The organism is Pseudoalteromonas sp. P1-9 (genome assembly GCF_001399975.1).
Taxonomy (GTDB): Bacteria; Pseudomonadota; Gammaproteobacteria; order Enterobacterales; family Alteromonadaceae; genus Pseudoalteromonas.
Genome location: NZ_LKBD01000027.1, coordinates 45867 through 62814, shown reverse-complemented (window position 1 = coordinate 62814; position 16948 = coordinate 45867). Strand labels below are relative to the sequence as shown.

Below are 16948 nucleotides of genomic sequence, written 5' to 3'. Positions count from 1 at the left end.
AGTGATAATTTAAAAACGAGTTCAGTAAAACAGGCGTTTAAACAAGCGTTAAAACATAGAAAAGTCATTTCACCTCTTATCCATCATTCTGATAGAGGTATTCAATATTGCTCACATGAATACCAACGCATACACGAAGAATATGGCGTAACGTGCTCAATGACAGATGGATATGACTGCTACCAAAATGCCTTGGCGGAACGCGTAAACGGTATATTGAAAAACGAGTATTTACTGACAAAGCCTAATAACTTGGAAGAAGCTGCGAAAATGGTGAAACAATCCATTGATACCTATAATCAAAGAAGGCCACACACGGCTTTAAAATACAAAACGCCCGATGAAGTGCATCGAGCGTTTTATTAAAAAAAGTGTCAACCCATGCTAGGACGGGTCAGGGTAATCTTAACTTCGTCTGCGTAAGCTAATTAGAGTGAGAAGCCCTAACATTGCAAATAAACTACCGCTTGAAGAACTTGATGTTGCTTCAGTAGTTGGAGGAGCAATGTTTTTAATAGTTACTTGAACACTTGCGGTGCTCGTTAGCAATTGGTCGCTCACCGTAACTTCAAATGTAAGTACTTGATCGCTATCAACGCTAGGTGCTGTGAAAACTAAGTTTGCTTCATCGGTACTGGTTAAATTCACTGCCGGACCACTGGTTTGTTTCCAGTTGTAATAGAGTTCATCACCATCTGGGTCGCTCGACTCTGCGGTTAACGTGACCGTTGCACCTTCATTTACTGATATATCATTACCGATTGTAACTACCGGCGCTTGATTTGAGCGCTTGATGTCAATTGAAATATGAACACCTGAAGAGCCCTTACCGTCAGATACTGACACAAACAACTTAATAGCGGTGTCACTTGCTACATCTGGTGCTGTAAAGCTAAGTGTGTTGCTGGTATTACCTGCTAAATCAATTGCAGGGCCTGAGATTTGTTGCCACTCATAGGTTAGTGCATCGCCGTCTTCATCTGTCGCTGAGACGAAAATCGTCACTAGCTCATTAGCTAATACTGATTGAGGTGTATCAATTTCGACAACTGGAAGCTTATTTACATTGATAACGTTTACAGTGATGTATGCGGTTGTACTACCTTTGCCATCATCTGCTGTGAGCGAGAATGTTAAGCTTTCGTCTGCTTGCACTTGCGGTGCGGTAAAGTTTAGGTTTGCACTTGTGCTATCTGCAATTGCCACTTCGGTACCTGATATTTGCTGCCAAGCTAGCGTGAACGGGTCGTTATCAGCATCGCTCACAGTTGCGCTTAGCGCCACAGCTTCACCTTCGGTAACATAATGAGTGGTTTCAAGTTGAATAATCGGTAGCAGGTTGTTGTCTACCGTGTCTTCAACTTCAAGGTAATCAAGGTAATGTGAAATCAGCGCAGACTTGCTGCCAGCAGATAAGTGGCTTAATGAGCAGGTATTCACAATTAGTTTGCTGTTATTGATCGCACCTTGAATGCCACACGGGCCAAACTCATTTTTCCATTTACCTTCAATGTCATCATAAAACACACCTTTCGCGTTAAGAAAGGTTGTTGCATTTTGTTGTGCAATAAACTCAGAGCTTGGCGGTGAGATGCTATCCTCTGCAATGATAGTTTGGCTGACGGTTTGCCCATTATTAAGCGCGATACTTTCCACTTGCTCAACACGAACATCGGTGTTGGTTACCGTTAAATCGAGTGCATTGCTAAGTTCAGGCGATAGGCTAAGGACATTTTCACCGGCAATAATAAGCTTGCTGTTAAAGCGCGAGTAGTTATCAATAAATGATACTTCTTCACTGCTTGCTATACGGTCACGGCCGAATGCTTGCAGTGTGCCATCGTCGAGTCTATTCCAAGGCGTGCGAGACTCACCAAAATCGACAGAGACAAATTTAAAATTGGTGCTAGTTAGCGGGAATAAAAAGTCTGAATAGTAAACAGGCAAGGTCAAGCTATCGTAAACTTGTTTTGTTTCCGCATTTAATGAGTGATCTAAATGAAAGTGCACTGCTGAAGATTCACCGTTGTATGCGAATACTTTCAAGTATTCAGCGCTTTTATAACCTTCGGCGGTAACGGCATTAAACTGCAAGTTTAGTTGGCCATTCTCAGTAATAAGCTCTGCAAAATTCACATCAAATGGTGCGGATAGTGTTTTTTTAAGTTCGCCGTTAATTAACAATTCAACATGATCAACTTGAGATAAGTCGTCACTGCTAATGGTTGCTTGTGCATTATGTGCTATCAGTGATTTATCGCTAATAGAACCGACCGCAATCGTCGCAATGCTAGGGTAAACTTGTGCATTAAACGTAGCAGCATTGCCATCGGTATTGAGGTTTTTAATGTCTACGCCCGTATGTTTTGCGGCATAGCTTTTACTCGCTGGCTGTGTTTGAGGTGAAAAGCTATCGCCCGTAGTAAATACATCGTTTTCATCAGCGTAGGCCGCAGCTAGTTCAATTTCATTTAAATTATCAGCTTGAATAAGGCGGATCAGCTTGTTGTCAGAGTAGCTGTTATCGTTGGCAAAGTAGCCCCAGCTATTGAGCTCTGAATTTATGTGCCAAATATTTAAACCTTCAGCGTTTAAGTTTAAGTCGTTACCGCTTCTATCGCGGTATTGCACAATAAAGTACTCGTCGTATTTATTGGTGGCACTTGTGTCGCTGCGTAAAATAAGCGCATCTTGGTTAGTTGATGAGGCTGAAAGTTGATAGTTGGTATCTGAAGTTGATGCAAACTGTGGCGTCAGCCAGCCAAGCGCAAATTTACTAAATGCACTGTGATCTGAACTGTTATTATCCATCATATCCATACCACCTGTACCACCACGTGGACCAATGCTGTCGTCGTAATCGTAGTAATCAGGCAGGCCAAGTGCATGGCCGGTTTCATGAATAAGTACAAGCGGCGAAAATGCTTGCCCTTCCGAATAGGCCAGCCATTGCCATGAAATTGTGCTGATGGTTTTACCATCGACGGTAAATGAGTTGTCGCCAAAACCTGAGAAAGTACCCCACCAAAGGCTTGCCCATTCGCCAGGAGGGCCAGTCCAAATCACTGCAACGTAATCGATGTCGCCGTCGCCGTCGTTATCGTATTGGCTAAAGTCATGGCCAAGCGCATCATGGTGTTCAATTGCTTCTTTGATGATTTGCTGCTTTACCTGTGCGGCGTTGGTACCATCGTCAAGCGGACGGTTGTACTCGGTTTTATACCAATCAAGCACATTACCTTGAATATCAAGTTTGTTATATGACGAACGCTGGTAAAATGCACGGTGGCTTTCAAACGGGAAACTGCTGGCGTTGCCCTCACCAAAAATTTTACTGTTAATTGCGCTTTGAGAGTTGCTTTCATTGTGTAAGTAATCGGGAAATTCAACTAGCAGCACCAACATTTTAGGCGTGCCTAAACTCGGAAAGTACCCTTCAAATGGGTTTGCTTCATCTGCTTTATTTTGCATTGTTCGCAGTTGCGGCAAATGGTGTAAACGCTGGTGGTTACCATATGATTTTGCTTGCAAAGCGCGCTGGCTAAGCGTTTTTTCCGCTTTATAGCGTTTTAGCTGCTCTTGCGTGGGCGGTTGTAATGCACTTACGTGTAGAGTCAAAAATGCACTACAGGCAAGAAGTACCTTAGTTAACTGTTTCATAGTTGAATCCGTTACAAATCTATTGTCACTGTGTGAGTAATAAAGTTTACTCCTAAATGACCTTTAATAGAAACAATAAGGGAACAGTTTATCAGCTGTTTTTAGCGGTTTAGACTTCTAAAATTGACATTTTCACTTATCCCCTCCACAATACGCGCCTAAATTTATAGCCTATTGGTGCCGTTAAATTTTTGCTCTTTCGCTTCAGTAAAATAGCGGGTCAAACATAACAACGGATAATCGGGAAGTTGGTGCATAAGTCTTTGCCTTATTAAGTCCAACGCTGCCCCCGCAACGGTGATGTATTTTGTATTAAATAAAATGCTCAGCCCGGAGACCGGCCAATTGGTTTCTTAAAACGATTAACATTGTGCGGTGGGCACAAGGGGATAATATGTATCACAAATCTAAGTTAGGTTTGGCGCTTAGCCTTGCCTTGTCTTCTTCATTCGTTGCAGCTAATACAACCGACGCTCAAACACAGCATGATATTGAAACCATTGTTGTTACCGCAAATAAGCTTGAGCAATCAATTGACCAAACTCTGGCGAGCGTGCAAGTTATTGACCGTGCGCAAATTGAGCAATTAAATGTGCGTGATGTGTTAAGTGTGTTAGAAACGCAAGCGGGCATTCAAGTAAACCGTAATGGTGGGCAAGGGCAAAATGCGAGCCTGTTTGTACGTGGCTTAGAATCTCGTTACTCGCTTATTTTAATTGATGGTGTGCGCGTAGGCTCAGCAACCTTAGGTTATAAAAGCTTATCAACTTTGCCATTAAATTCAGTTGAGCGTATTGAAGTAGTAAAAGGCTCTCGGGCAGCACAATATGGTTCTGATGCGTTAGCGGGTGTTATTAATATTATTACGCGTCAATCACAAGGTCACAGCATTGCATTAACAACAGGCTCTAATAGTTATGCGAGCTTAGAGGGCACGTCACGTTTTACTACAGAATACGTGGATATTGCGCTTAATGCAGGTTATGAGCGTACAGAAGGATTTGACGTATTAGAAAACGATGCAACAAACTTTGCAGATCCAGATAAAGACGGTTATGACAACTTAAACCTAGGACTGAACCTTACTCATAATAATGAATTGTTAGGTCGATTAGGTTTTATTGCTCAATATTCAACGGGCGAAGTGGAGTTTGATAATTATTATGATTATCAAGAGTCTACATTAGATAAAGCCGAATATGAAAACTACCATGTAAATGCTAATTGGTTTAAACAGTTAGGTGACTTTAGCCATAAAGTAGATGTTGCGTTTAGCCAAGATCAAGATGATACGTTTGGCACTAAACCAACTAGCCGCTTTGCAACAGAGCGTGTACAGCTAGATTATTTATCGACATATCAGTTATCTGAGCAAATCGACTTTAATGGCGGCTTAAACTGGCATCAAGACAAGATTGATACAACGAGCAGTTATGATGAAAAAAGTCGCAATGCTTACGCTGCATTTGTTGGCGCGTATTACGATGACGGTAACTTTTTAGCTAATGTGGCTGTGCGTCATGATGATTATGATGAAGTTGGAGCTGAGCAAACGTATAACATTGCGGGTGGTATTTACCTGCATCAAGACGCAGTACTGCGTGTAAGTCAAAGCTCTGGCTTCAAAGCACCTACGTTCAACGACTTATACTACCCAGGTTCAGGTAACCCAGAGCTTGAAGCTGAAACATCAATTAACCGTGAGCTTGGCTTACGTATTGATTTTGATAGCTTAAGTGTGGATGTTGCGGCATTTCGTAACGAGCTAACCAATAAAATTGCGTGGGCACCAGCACCAACAGCGGATAACCCATATCGTTGGTCACCATTTAACATTGCCGAAGCTCGTTATGAAGGCGTAGAGCTAACCACCAATTTTGCATTTTACGGTTTTGATAACACGCTTAATGTAAGTTATATCGACGCGCAGAAAGTGGATAACTCACCAACCGCTCTTGAAAAATATAGTGACTTACCATTTGTTGCAAAAGAAAATGTACGTTACAGCATCGCTAAGCAGTGGCATGATTTAGATATTAATTTAAGTGTTGCGTATCAATCAGAGCAAAAATCGACGCTGATTACTAAAATCCCATCGCGCATTGTGTGGGACTTAGCTGCAAACTATCAAATTCAACAGCAATTAACCGTAAGTGCTCGTATCGAAAATCTATTTGATAAAGAATACATTCCAAGTCAAGGTTATGGCGTAGATATCGATGGCGATTGGGTAAACGATGCGTTTTACCACTACAACGAAATTGGTCGTCAGTTATTTGTTGGTATCGCGTACGATTTTTAACTGAGCGATTTAACAGCGAATCATTTTGTAAAAAAAGCCGCAATTTGCGGCTTTTTTTATTGCGCTAGTAATGTCGCATAATTAGCTGAGAACTTAGCTAATTTAGGGCCAATCATAATACTGCAATAAGGTTGATTAGGGTTATCGCGGTAGTAGTCTTGGTGGTATGTTTCAGCACTATAAAAAAGTGTCGCTGGGCTTAGCTCAGTGACAATTTTGTCTGCCAAAAGTGCTTGCTGACTTGCCAGCATTTTTAAGCTCGCTAGCTTTTGAACATCATCAAGATAAAAAATAACACTGCGGTATTGTGTACCCACATCATTACCTTGGCGGTTTAATTGTGTTGGATCGTGTAACTCAAAAAAGATTTGTAATAGTGTTGAGTAGCTAATGACTTGCTCATCAAATTCAATTTTCACCACTTCGGCATGACCGGATAAGCCGGTGCAAATATCTTGATAAGTTGGGTTATCTAAATGACCACCACTGTAACCTGATAGCACCGATTGCACGCCTTTTAAACGGCGAAATGCCGCATCAATACACCAAAAGCAGCCACCACCAAAAATTGCTGTTTGCATTATTGTTTAATCTATTTTCTTGTTGGTTGCGTAAAGATTAATACAGTTAGACAAGGGACGGCAAGATGAAACAAAGTTTAATTATTGGGGCGGGCGGTATAGGTTTGGCTGTTGCTGAGTTATTATCCCAACAAGGCGACGAACACAACATTACCATTATCACCAGCAATCCAACTCTTTTAAGTGATAAACGCTTTAATGTGTTGTTAGTTGAAAACCACAGTGAACAGCAGGTAGCAAGCTGTTTAGCGACATTATCAATTAAGTTCGATTATGTATTTTGTTGTTTGGGTTTATTGCATCAAGAGGAAATTCAACCCGAAAAAAATCTATCACAATGGCGTGTTGATTCGGCAGTGGCATTAATGCAAGCCAACGCATTTGCACCGCTCACCTACTTAGTACATTTACAAAAATCACTGGCAAAAGAGTGTAAATTGGCATTTTTATCAGCGCGAGTTGGCAGCATAAGCGATAACCGCTTAGGTGGTTGGTACAGTTACCGTATGGCTAAAGCGGCACTTAATATGGCAATCAAAACCGCGAGTGTGGAACTGGCTCGAAGTAGTAATAAGGTGTGTGTGATTGCCTTTCATCCAGGCACAACTGATACCAAGTTGTCGAAACCATTTCAACGTAATGTACCGAAAAATAAATTGTTTACTGCACAATTTAGCGCGGAATGTTTAATTCGCTTAATGTTTCAGGTTAATGAAAAAGACAGTGGAAAATTCTTTGCTTGGGATGGGCAAGAAATAGAGTGGTAGCTAAGTTTAGAGTCGCTACCACTCTGTAGTTTTATAGCGGATGATCGCTGGCTTGATCGTTAATTGCTTTCTCAGTGGTTTCTGGCGATTGTGTGTTACGCGCCAGCATGTAATACGCACTTGGAATAACAAATAGTGTTAGCAAGGTTGCCACAACCACACCGGTTAAAATAACAATACCAATAACCATACGGCTTTCAGACCCCGGGCCAGATGCCAACACCAGTGGTACCGAGCTCATTACTGTGGTTAAAGATGTCATAATAATTGGGCGTAGGCGCTGTTTTGATGCGCTGATTAAAGCCTCGGTAAAGGCAATGCCTTTATCACGTAGTTGGTTAGCAAATTCAACGATTAAAATACCGTTTTTCGCGCTTAATCCTATCAACATTACAATACCAATTTGGCTGTAAATATTAAGGCTGGAATCGGTAAAGAATAACCCTGTTAGTGCGCCAACTAAGCCAAGTGGTACTGTAAGCATAATGACTAACGGGTGCACAAAGCTCTCAAATTGCGCTGCAAGTACTAAGAAAGTAACCGTGAGCGCTAAAATAAACACATAGGTCATTGCTGATGCGCCTTCGTAGAACATTTGCGATTCGCCTTTGTAATCAATCGCGCCTTCAATGTCGTTTTCTTCCATTGCCACTTGGTTTAGGAAATCAAGTGCTTCAGCTAGTGAGTAATCAGCTGCAAGGTTGGCGCTAATGGTAATGGCGCGCATACGGTTATAACGGTTTAAACGCGCAGCCGTTGCTTGCTCATCAATTGAAATTAAGCTATCCAGTGGCACTAAGTCATTGTTACGTGATTTTAGGTAAATCGACGAAATATTCTTAGGGTCTGAAAAGTCCGCTTTAGTGCCTTTTAAAATTACATCGTATTCTTCACCGCGATCAATAAACGTGGTGACTCGGCGCTGACCCAGCATAGATTCAAGAGTGCGACCAATTTGCGAAATGCTAATGCCCAGATCTGCCGCTTTGTTTTTATCAATACTGACTAAAAACTGCGGAAAGGTCTCTTTGTAATCGTGGTCAAGACGCACTAGCCCTTTATTTTCGCGGGCACGGGCTAGAATACGGTCACGCCAATCGGCCAGTTCTTCGTAGCTATTGCCTTGCAATACAAACTCAACCGGACGACTGTTACCACGACCGCCAACGCCAGAGCGCATAATGGCAAAGGCGCGCACATCGGTAACATCGGTTAATTTACCGCTGATTTCGCCCATAACTTGCCACGTATCGCGTTTGCGTTCGTCCCAATCGGCCATACCCACAATAGCAACGCCGCCACGGCCACCCCAGCCAGGAACACGAATAAGTACGCGACTTAACTCACCATTTTCTTGGTACGGCATCAGTTTTTCTTCAATCTGAGCCATGTTCTGTGCGTTATTTTCGTAGCTTGCGCCTTCAGGACCATTCATCATTATAAAGAAAGTACCGCGGTCTTCTTTTGGTGTGAGTTCCGATGGCAATTGTTTAAACAGCAAGTAACTGGCAAGACCCGCAAAAATAAGAAGTAGCAACATACTTTTGCTACTAGCCACGTTGTTACGCAGTAAATTTTCGTAGCCGCTCTCAACTTTGCCAAATAGTGCATCAATTTTATGACTAAACTTGGATGCTTTTTCACTTGGCTTTAAAATTTTAGAGCACAGCGCTGGCGATAATGTGAGTGCGGTTAAGCTTGAGAAAATTACCGCTGCGCTGGTGGCCATAGCAAATTCAGTAAATAAGCTACCAATTCGACCTTCCATAAAGACTAACGGCACAAATACCGACACCAGTACTAATGTTGTTGCAACAATCGCAAAGCCGACTTCACGTGCACCGCGATAGGCCGCAAGCAGTGGTGGCTCGCCAAGTTCAACACGGCGGTGAATGTTTTCAAGCATTACAATGGCATCATCTACCACTAAACCAATTGCCAGTACTAAGGCGAGTAAGGTAAGTAAGTTAATTGAGTAACCCATGCCGTAAAGAAAAGTAAAGCTACCAATCAGTGCAACGGGTACGGTAATTGCCGGAATAAGGGTTGCGCGCACGCTGCCTAAGAATAAAAAGATAACGGCAACTACTAACGCCATTGCAATAGCGAGTGTGCGATATACCTCAGAAATCGACTCACGGATGAAAATAGATGAATCGTAACTGTCTTGAATGGTGGTGCCTTCTGGTAATGAGCGCTTAATTTTTTCTATTTCTTCGCGTGCTTTTTCAACTACGGTTAAGGTGTTAGCTTTGGCTTGCTTAACAATACCAAGGCCTATCATGTCTTTGCTGTTACCGCGGAACAAGTTTTCTTCATCAACTGCTTCAAGTTTTACGTCAGCCACTTCTTTTAAACGTACTAAGTAACCGCTGTTACCGCGTTTGATGACTAAGTTTTGAAAGTCGCTTTGTGATTTGTAGCTGCGCGCAATACGCACAGTAAAATCGCGATCTACCGATTCAATTTCACCGGCTGGTAATTCAACGTTTTCTTGACGTAATACACGCTCAATTTCATCAGCGGTAACCCCTTTAGCGGCCATTGCATCACGGTTTAACCACACTTTCATCGAGTATTCGCGTTGGCCACCAAGGCGCACATTAGCTACGCCATCTACTACCGCAAGCCTATCAACAATATAACGCTGGGCGTAATCAGACAGCTGCAATGAATTCATTGATGTACTGTTTAATACAAACCATGCAATAGGGCTTTCATCGCTGTCGGATTTTGACACTTCTGGCGGGCGTACTTGCTCGGGTAAGCTATCAAGTGCGCGTGAAACACGTTCGCGTACATCGTTGGCAGCGGCATCAATATCGCGGTCAATATTAAATTCAATGGTAATATTTGAGCGACCATTTCGGCTTGACGAGTTAATGCTTTTAACACCTTCAATACCTGAAATACGGTTTTCTAATACTTGGGTAATTTTGGTTTCGATAACCTCAGAAGACGCACCTGTGTAGCTAGTGCTTACTGACACAATTGGTGTATCAATATCTGGGTACTCTCTTAGTGGAAGCATTGAAAATGCAACTAAACCAAAAGTAAGTAGCAGTAAGTTTATTACGGTTGCAAAGACCGGACGTTTAACTGAAATGTCGGTTAAAATCATTTCAGCATCTCCTTAATTGTCACTTGGCTATTTGGTCTGACTTTAATAATACCTTCAGTCACAATCTGTTCGCCTTCGCTTAAACCGCTGCCAATGGCAACCCAACCACCGCGGCGCAGGCCAATAGTAACTTGGCGCTTTTCGATCACGTTATCGTTAATGACATAAACAAAGTGTTTGTCTTGCTGCGGAATAAGTGATTTTTCAGGCACCATCAAGGTGTTTTGTGCGCTTAGTTCTAATTGCGTGTATAGCAGCATGCCAGTACGTAGCATGTTATCTTTATTATCAAAGTTTGCGGTGATTTTTACACTGCGTGTTGCCGCATCAATACGACTGGCAATGTGTGACACTGTACCGCTGAAGGTTTTTGTTGGGTAAGCAGGGCTTGTTGCGGTTACTGTCATACCAATGGCGATTTGCGCGAGGTATTTCTCTGGCACATTAAAATCGGTTTTAATCACGCTGGTATCATCCAGTGTGGTGATTTCTGTACTGGTATTTACAAAGGTACCAGTAGATACTTCTCGCAAGCCAAGTTTGCCGCTAAATGGTGCATATAGCTTCATTTCAGCAAGTTTGATTTTAGCGCTAGCCAGTTGTGTTTTGGTTGCCTCGTAGCTTGCCTCTTGCTCATCAAGTGCAGAGCGCGCGGTGGCTTGTGTTTTTGCCAGCTGTTGTAAGCGTTTTAACTTACGTTTCTCTTCTTTTAATAGAATTTCCAGCTCTTCAACGCGGGTTTTTTCTTCGGCATCTTGAAGTTCAACCAGCAACTGGCCTTTTTTAACGGTGTCGCCATCATCAAAAAAGATATTTTTAATATAGTCGGATTGTGCGCTAACGAGTGTTACCGCTTGATTTGCACGCGCAGTACCAAGCGATTCGATAATATTTGCTTGGCGGCTAATTGCCACTTGATGCGCCTGTACTGGTGTTGCGTTTGCATTTCGCTTGTTTTGTTGTCCTTGCGATTCAGGTAAATACAAATAAATGCATAAACCGAATAAAACAAAACATATGAGGGGGAATAATGCTTTACCAGATTGTTTTGCGTGCATAAAAGTTTCTCGTAAGTGTTCAGGGCTCACTATTCTACTAGACAGTTTAGAACTTGTGCGTGCTAGGCATCGTATAATATTGTGAATTAAACGTGTTTTTTTCCGTGAGTACGTAGAATTTATGAAAAATAAAAGTAAAAATTGCCCATATTGCAAACAGCTAAGAGCAGCATTAATTTGGGGTGTTTTAATGGCATGTTTATATTTTAGTGTGTGGGGCTAATGGCAAAACGTTTAAAAATAGCTGCGTCGGCGCATAAGTTCGGTGGCGAGTTTTTGGTTGCCGGTAGCATTGTGCTGGTGCTGGTACTATTGTTCGTTAAATTAAAGCCAGAACCCATCTCTATTTTTGATGTGGCGGTAGTGATTGGCGCCTTGTTTGCAATGTTTATCGGATATTTTAAATTATCAGAACCACGCTATAATTTAGTATTGAGCAACAATGGTTTAGTGTTTTATCATCGCTACGGCAAAGTGCGTATTTCTCGCGATAATATCGCTGAAGTAGGGCAAGTCAGCATTGCAAATGATAACCAGTTCATTGAGCTTTCGTGCTTGGGGTTACGGCTTAAGTCGATCGCGCCACTAATTAAGCGTATGCCACCAAGGTTGGCACTTAAGCTAATTATGGAGCAGCGCAACTGGCTAATTGCAGGCATTAAAGTTAAATGGCCGTTAGGTAATGTGCCGGATGATTGGCTAATTGAGGCGAATCAGTATCAAGATAAGTTTGAATCCAATGGTTTACTCGCCATGATGAGCCATCGTCTTGAGCATTTTAACGAGCTTTATGGCTATCATTTTTTGATATCCTATAATTACTTTGATCGCCCAGCAGATGAATTTGTGAATTTATTGCAACACTGGTTGCGAGATCCCGAGAAAACGATAGAAAAATATAGTAACATCAAGTAGAAAGATAGTTATAAGCGCAAATTTTTGAATTTAAAGTCATTAAGGTTTGCGTTGTGTAAATCGGAAAGGCTGAACATGACAGATGACAGAGCATATGTGAAAAGTGGTCGCAACACCATAATTCATAAAGAAAAAAAGTTTGATTTAGTGATTGTTAATGGGGATAGCCATCCTAAGATTAGAGTGACAGCTTTTGGTTTACAGCCTTTCAAAGAAAGCCTGCCGCGCAACCGCCGAGAAGCTAAAGAACGTTATTTAGAGGTTGTTCAAATAGGCTCGCAAGATGTATTTGGTGAGGAAAAGCAGCTTCTTTTTTTACAAGCACTAGATGGCCGAGAGTATAAAGTTGATTACTCAAAGGTAGGTACAAAACTGTTTGTACGTGTTCATCAAGAAAGTTACATGTAACTCAGAACGATTATTTTATTTCTAAAAAAAGCAGTCATAGTTGAAAAATTATGGCTGCTTTTTTGCATTAAATTTTTATATTTTAGAAAACGACTTTTTATTAGGTGTTATTTATGACCATAGGAAAACAGCATTCCGTATTGCTCACTTGCTTAAGTGCGATGTTGGTACTGGGCTGTGGTGGCGGTTCAGGTTCATCTAACGATGACAATACCAGCGCGCCTTTGTCTGTTAATGCCGGAAGTGATATTGCACTCGATGAAAAACTCACGTTTTCAGTTAATGCGGTTGCAAGCCCTGAAGGTGGTACGTTTACTTGGCGCCAGTTAAGTGGGCCGCAAATTGAAGGTTTTCCACTCGAGGGGGCAAAGCAAGAAATTATCGCGCCCGATGTAAAACAAGATCAATCAATTGAGTTATCGGTTGAATATGTTGCCCCAGATAACCGTACAGTAAGCGATAACTTGGTGGTATCGATTAACTCAGTTAATTTATTACCTGTTGTCTCAATTAAGCAAACTGCGCCGACCAGCTTACCGTCGCAATATGGCGATATTATTGTATTGTCTAGCAGTAACTCATTTGATCCAGATGAAAATGGTCAATTAGTCAGTTATTTGTGGCAACAAGTTGCAGGAACGGCAATTCCCATTGCCGATAAAACATCTGCTGATTTAACATTTACACACCCATTGCTCGCCCAAAATGACGAAGTAGCGTTTCGCTTGACCATTACTGACGATGAAGGTGGTCAGCAATCTAACGAGTTAGCGCTAACCTTACAAAAAAGTAATCAACTAATTTTTGCCAATGCCGGAGCAAACCAAAGCGCGCAAGAATTTTCCACCGTTACCTTAGATGCAAGCGCTTCAACCAGTGTTGATGGTAGTTTTAGTTGTAATTGGGTTCAGCAATCAGGTGTAACAGTTACGCTCGATAATAGCGATGTGTGTCAAACTCAGTTTATTGTGCCAGATGTTGATGCCCCTGAAAGCCTTATATTTGAGCTAACGGTAACTGATAGCGCCAATCGCACTGACAGTGAACAAACACAGGTACTTGCAGAGCCAAAAGCTCTCGGTTTAATTAATGACAGTGGTATGAATCGCTGTTTTGATAACAGCAAAGAGTTAATTAACTGTGTTTCAACTGAATTCCCAATGCAGGATGCAGCGCTTGGCCGCGACATTCACGCCGGTTTACTTGATAAAGTTGGCAGCGGCCCCGGGGCATTTGATTTTACCAAGCTTGATCAGTTTGCCGGAGAGTTGCCAGACAATGCCATTAACTTTAGTTGTGTAAGAGATAATATTTCAGGGCTAATATGGGAAGTTAAGCAACCCAGTACTGGCACATTGCCTAATACGCAATTGCGCGAGGCGCAAAACACTTATAGTTGGTATTTAACAACGGTTAATAATGGTGGTTTTGCTGGGGTAGAGGCGCCCGCACAAGTTTCTTGCCCAAGTACGGTTAATTGTGGTCTTGACCAGTATGTAACAGAGGTTAATGAGATTAATTATTGTGGCGGTAATAATTGGCGAGTGCCAACCCATAGTGAGCTAAGCTCGCTATTGCATTTCGGTCAGCAGGGCTCGGGCAGTGTGCTGATCTCTGATTTTTTCCCGCACTCGGCAACACTCGCAATTGATGGTGTACTTCCGTATTGGACAATGCAAACCAGCGCTGAAGGTGGGCAAAGCGCATTTGCTTGGGCGATTGATATGTTTTCAGGGAAAGACATTGGTTATCCTAAACAAAACCTTGGCTATATACGTTTAGTGCGAGACACCAGTAATGATGATTAATAAAGAGGGTACTATGCGTATTTTTAGTAAATTATCGATTATTGTGACTACAACTATCTTTGCATGCTCTGCTAATGCGCAAGTATGTGTTGGTAATATTCCTAGCACGTCACCAACAGCGCAATTTACGGTAAATGCAGATGGCACTGCGATTGATAATTCAACCGGCTTGATGTGGATGCGTTGCAGTATTGGCCAATCTTGGGATGCAACTAATAGCACCTGCACCGGTGGCACTGAGCAGTTAACTTGGCAACAAGCCTTGCAAGTTGCAGCAGATTACCAATACGCTGGCTTTGACGATTGGCAGTTGCCGAATGTTAAAGAGTTAAGTTCGCTTGTTGAACGTCAGTGCGTTGATGCGGCAATTAATAATGTTGTATTCCCAGCAACATTGGCGCAAAACTATTGGACCAACACAAGCGGTGTTGGCAGTATTACTCAAGCATGGGCTGTGGCCTTTTATAGCGGCAAAACAAACTTAAGAAGCAAAGCCTCAGACGTGCACTTGCGTTTAATGCGCTATGCGAAATGATTTGGTATCTACCTCGTTAGTTTGATAATCTTGCTTAGTTATCTTTTGGGTAGAATTGTTATGAAGTTGGTGCGATTTTGGGTCTTTTTGATTGCAGGCTTATTGTTTTCAAATGCATCGTTGGCTGATGAATTATGTGATGTTGAGCTTGGACATGGCTTAATTATTACTAATGATGTTATTCGCATTGTCGATAAAGGACAAACCAATGTGCAGATAAATAACGACACTCAGTTGTTTATTCGCGGCCGTTGGATTGAGCTTAACGATGAAGAGATGCAAGTTTTAAAAGAATACAGCAAAGGGTTGCGCAGTACGGTACCTGAACTGGTTAAACTTGCTACCGACGGTGTTAATTTAGGCTTGTCAGCAATTGAACAAGTGGTTACAGGCTTTACCGATAAAGAGCCTGAAGTATTAAAAGACCAACTAAAGTACGTTGAAATTGCCCTAAAAGATAAGTTTAAAGCGGGTGATGACTTTTTCTATATCGCACCCCAATCCCTTTCTAAATTAGATGATTTTTTTGAAAAAGAAATTAGTCAAAAAATTCACTCTGCTGTGCATGGTTCGCTCGGCGCTATTTTAGTTGCGCTTGGTGATGCATTTGAATCAAATGAAGGCAATATCGAGCAGAAAATCACAGGCATGGGTGAGCGTATTGATATTATCGCCAGCGAAATTGATAAGTCATTACAAAAGAAAGTTGTGCAACTCGAACAAAAAGCGAATCAATATTGCGGTTGTTTACGCACTTTAAATGAGACTGAAGACAAGCTACAGCAGCTAGTACCAGAACTTGCTGATTTTGATTTAGTACAAGTAAAAGGGTTGAGTTTGTAATGACTAATTCAGTATTTGATAACACTGATTTTCAAGTGGATTGTACTTGGTTAAAGCAACACCTCGATGACACTAACTTAGTTGTTCTTGATGCCAGTATGGATAACCCGGTAAATAAATCAAAAGATCAAAGTTGTGGCGTGATCCCAGGCACAATACGTTTCGACTTTAGTAAACATATTGTAGATGTAACCGCATCATCGCCTAATACCATGCCAAGTGCGCACGTTTTTGAAGATAAAATACAGCAGTTAGGAATTAATCAAGATTCGCATCTGGTTGTATATGATAAACAAGGTTTGTTCTCTGCAGCACGCGCTTGGTTTATGTTTAAAACCATGGGCTTTGATAATGTTGCTATTTTACGTGGCGGCTTACCGGCATGGCAGCAACAGGGTTTTGAAGTTGTTGAAAGTTACGCGATACCAACAGTGAAAGGTAACTTTAAAGTTCCGCAAGATAAGCAACTATTTGTTGATAAGCACTATGTACTAAATGCAATTAACAATGACGATATTCAAATTGTTGATGCGAGAGGTTATGGGCGTTTTAGCGGACAAGAAGCTGAGCCGCGTGAAGGGATGCGCAGTGGTCATATTCCAAACTCGCTCAACTTACATTATGCCAGCTTGCTTGAGCAAGGCGAGTTGTTAAAGAAAGCTACACTCAAACAAATTTTTAACGAACTTGTTCCTGCACCCAGAGAATTTATATTTAGTTGTGGATCCGGTGTAACCGCGTGTATTTTAGCATTAGCCGCCGAGGTTGCGGGGTTTGATAATGTGAAAGTGTACGATGGCAGTTGGAGCGAATGGGGTAAAGATAAGCTGTTACCAATCGATTCTGTGTCAAACTAAATCATATAATAAAACTAATTTTTAGATGATTTAGTTTGTTTCTATGTCATTTATCTTAGTTCCTTGTGTGTTCAGCTTTTCGAAATATTTACA

Annotated in this window: 13 protein-coding genes and 1 riboswitch; of the genes, 9 read left to right on the top strand and 4 right to left on the bottom strand. The window is 41.7% G+C overall.

Going from position 1 to position 16948, the window contains the following annotated elements; all coding sequences use genetic code 11:
- Window positions 1-366, top strand: a 366-nt coding sequence (locus AN214_RS15550) for an IS3 family transposase (protein ID WP_054980565.1), incomplete at its 5' end; no start/stop codon positions are given.
- 39 nt (window positions 367-405) lie between these two features.
- On the opposite strand, the gene AN214_RS15545 is transcribed toward AN214_RS15550, so the two are convergent.
- The gene (locus AN214_RS15545; protein WP_054980561.1) at window positions 406-3660 is read right to left on the bottom strand and encodes a M6 family metalloprotease domain-containing protein; all 3255 of its coding nucleotides are present in this window, start codon (window positions 3658-3660) and stop codon (window positions 406-408) included.
- Between the two features lie 162 nt (window positions 3661-3822).
- A riboswitch (cobalamin riboswitch) is annotated at window positions 3823-4021 on the top strand.
- A 33-nt stretch (window positions 4022-4054) separates the two neighbouring features.
- Here AN214_RS15545 and AN214_RS15540 point away from each other — a divergent pair.
- Window positions 4055-5962 (top strand): TonB-dependent receptor domain-containing protein, encoded by a 1908-nt coding sequence (locus AN214_RS15540; RefSeq protein WP_054980560.1) that lies wholly within the window; start codon window positions 4055-4057, stop codon window positions 5960-5962.
- A gap of 56 nt (window positions 5963-6018) precedes the next feature.
- On the opposite strand, the gene msrA is transcribed toward AN214_RS15540, so the two are convergent.
- Complete coding sequence (gene msrA, locus AN214_RS15535) at window positions 6019-6543, bottom strand: peptide-methionine (S)-S-oxide reductase MsrA (protein WP_054980559.1); 525 nt, start codon at window positions 6541-6543, stop codon at window positions 6019-6021.
- A gap of 65 nt (window positions 6544-6608) precedes the next feature.
- On the opposite strand from msrA, the gene AN214_RS15530 reads away from it, so the two are divergent.
- Complete coding sequence (locus AN214_RS15530; protein ID WP_054980558.1) at window positions 6609-7310, top strand: SDR family NAD(P)-dependent oxidoreductase; 702 nt, start codon at window positions 6609-6611, stop codon at window positions 7308-7310.
- 31 nt (window positions 7311-7341) lie between these two features.
- Here the strand turns inward: AN214_RS15530 and AN214_RS15525 are convergent, their stop codons facing one another.
- Together AN214_RS15525 and AN214_RS15520 are read right to left on the bottom strand one after the other, a co-directional pair.
- A complete protein-coding gene (locus tag AN214_RS15525) occupies window positions 7342-10431 on the bottom strand; it encodes an efflux RND transporter permease subunit (protein WP_054980557.1) in 3090 nt (1029 codons plus the stop codon).
- On the bottom strand, window positions 10428-11489 hold the full coding sequence (locus AN214_RS15520; protein ID WP_054980564.1) for an efflux RND transporter periplasmic adaptor subunit: 1062 nt from the start codon (window positions 11487-11489) through the stop codon (window positions 10428-10430). Before AN214_RS15520 ends, AN214_RS15525 begins: the two co-directional genes overlap by 4 nt.
- Window positions 11490-11711: 222 nt before the next feature.
- On the opposite strand from AN214_RS15520, the gene AN214_RS15515 reads away from it, so the two are divergent.
- From AN214_RS15515 to AN214_RS15490, 6 genes are all read left to right on the top strand, one after another.
- On the top strand, window positions 11712-12404 hold the full coding sequence (locus AN214_RS15515; protein WP_054980556.1) for a DUF2982 domain-containing protein: 693 nt from the start codon (window positions 11712-11714) through the stop codon (window positions 12402-12404).
- A 75-nt stretch (window positions 12405-12479) separates the two neighbouring features.
- The gene (locus AN214_RS15510) at window positions 12480-12812 is read left to right on the top strand and encodes a hypothetical protein (RefSeq protein WP_054980555.1); all 333 of its coding nucleotides are present in this window, start codon (window positions 12480-12482) and stop codon (window positions 12810-12812) included.
- Window positions 12813-12925: 113 nt separating this feature from the next.
- On the top strand, window positions 12926-14620 hold the full coding sequence (locus AN214_RS15505; RefSeq protein WP_054980554.1) for a DUF1566 domain-containing protein: 1695 nt from the start codon (window positions 12926-12928) through the stop codon (window positions 14618-14620).
- Between the two features lie 13 nt (window positions 14621-14633).
- Window positions 14634-15155: a DUF1566 domain-containing protein gene (locus tag AN214_RS15500; RefSeq protein WP_235576769.1), complete on the top strand. Its 522-nt coding sequence runs from the start codon at window positions 14634-14636 to the stop codon at window positions 15153-15155.
- 60 nt (window positions 15156-15215) lie between these two features.
- Complete coding sequence (locus AN214_RS15495; protein ID WP_054980552.1) at window positions 15216-15998, top strand: YggN family protein; 783 nt, start codon at window positions 15216-15218, stop codon at window positions 15996-15998.
- Window positions 15998-16855 (top strand): sulfurtransferase, encoded by an 858-nt coding sequence (locus AN214_RS15490; RefSeq protein ID WP_054980551.1) that lies wholly within the window; start codon window positions 15998-16000, stop codon window positions 16853-16855. Before AN214_RS15495 ends, AN214_RS15490 begins: the two co-directional genes overlap by 1 nt.
- The last annotated feature ends 93 nt before the right edge of the window (window positions 16856-16948 follow it).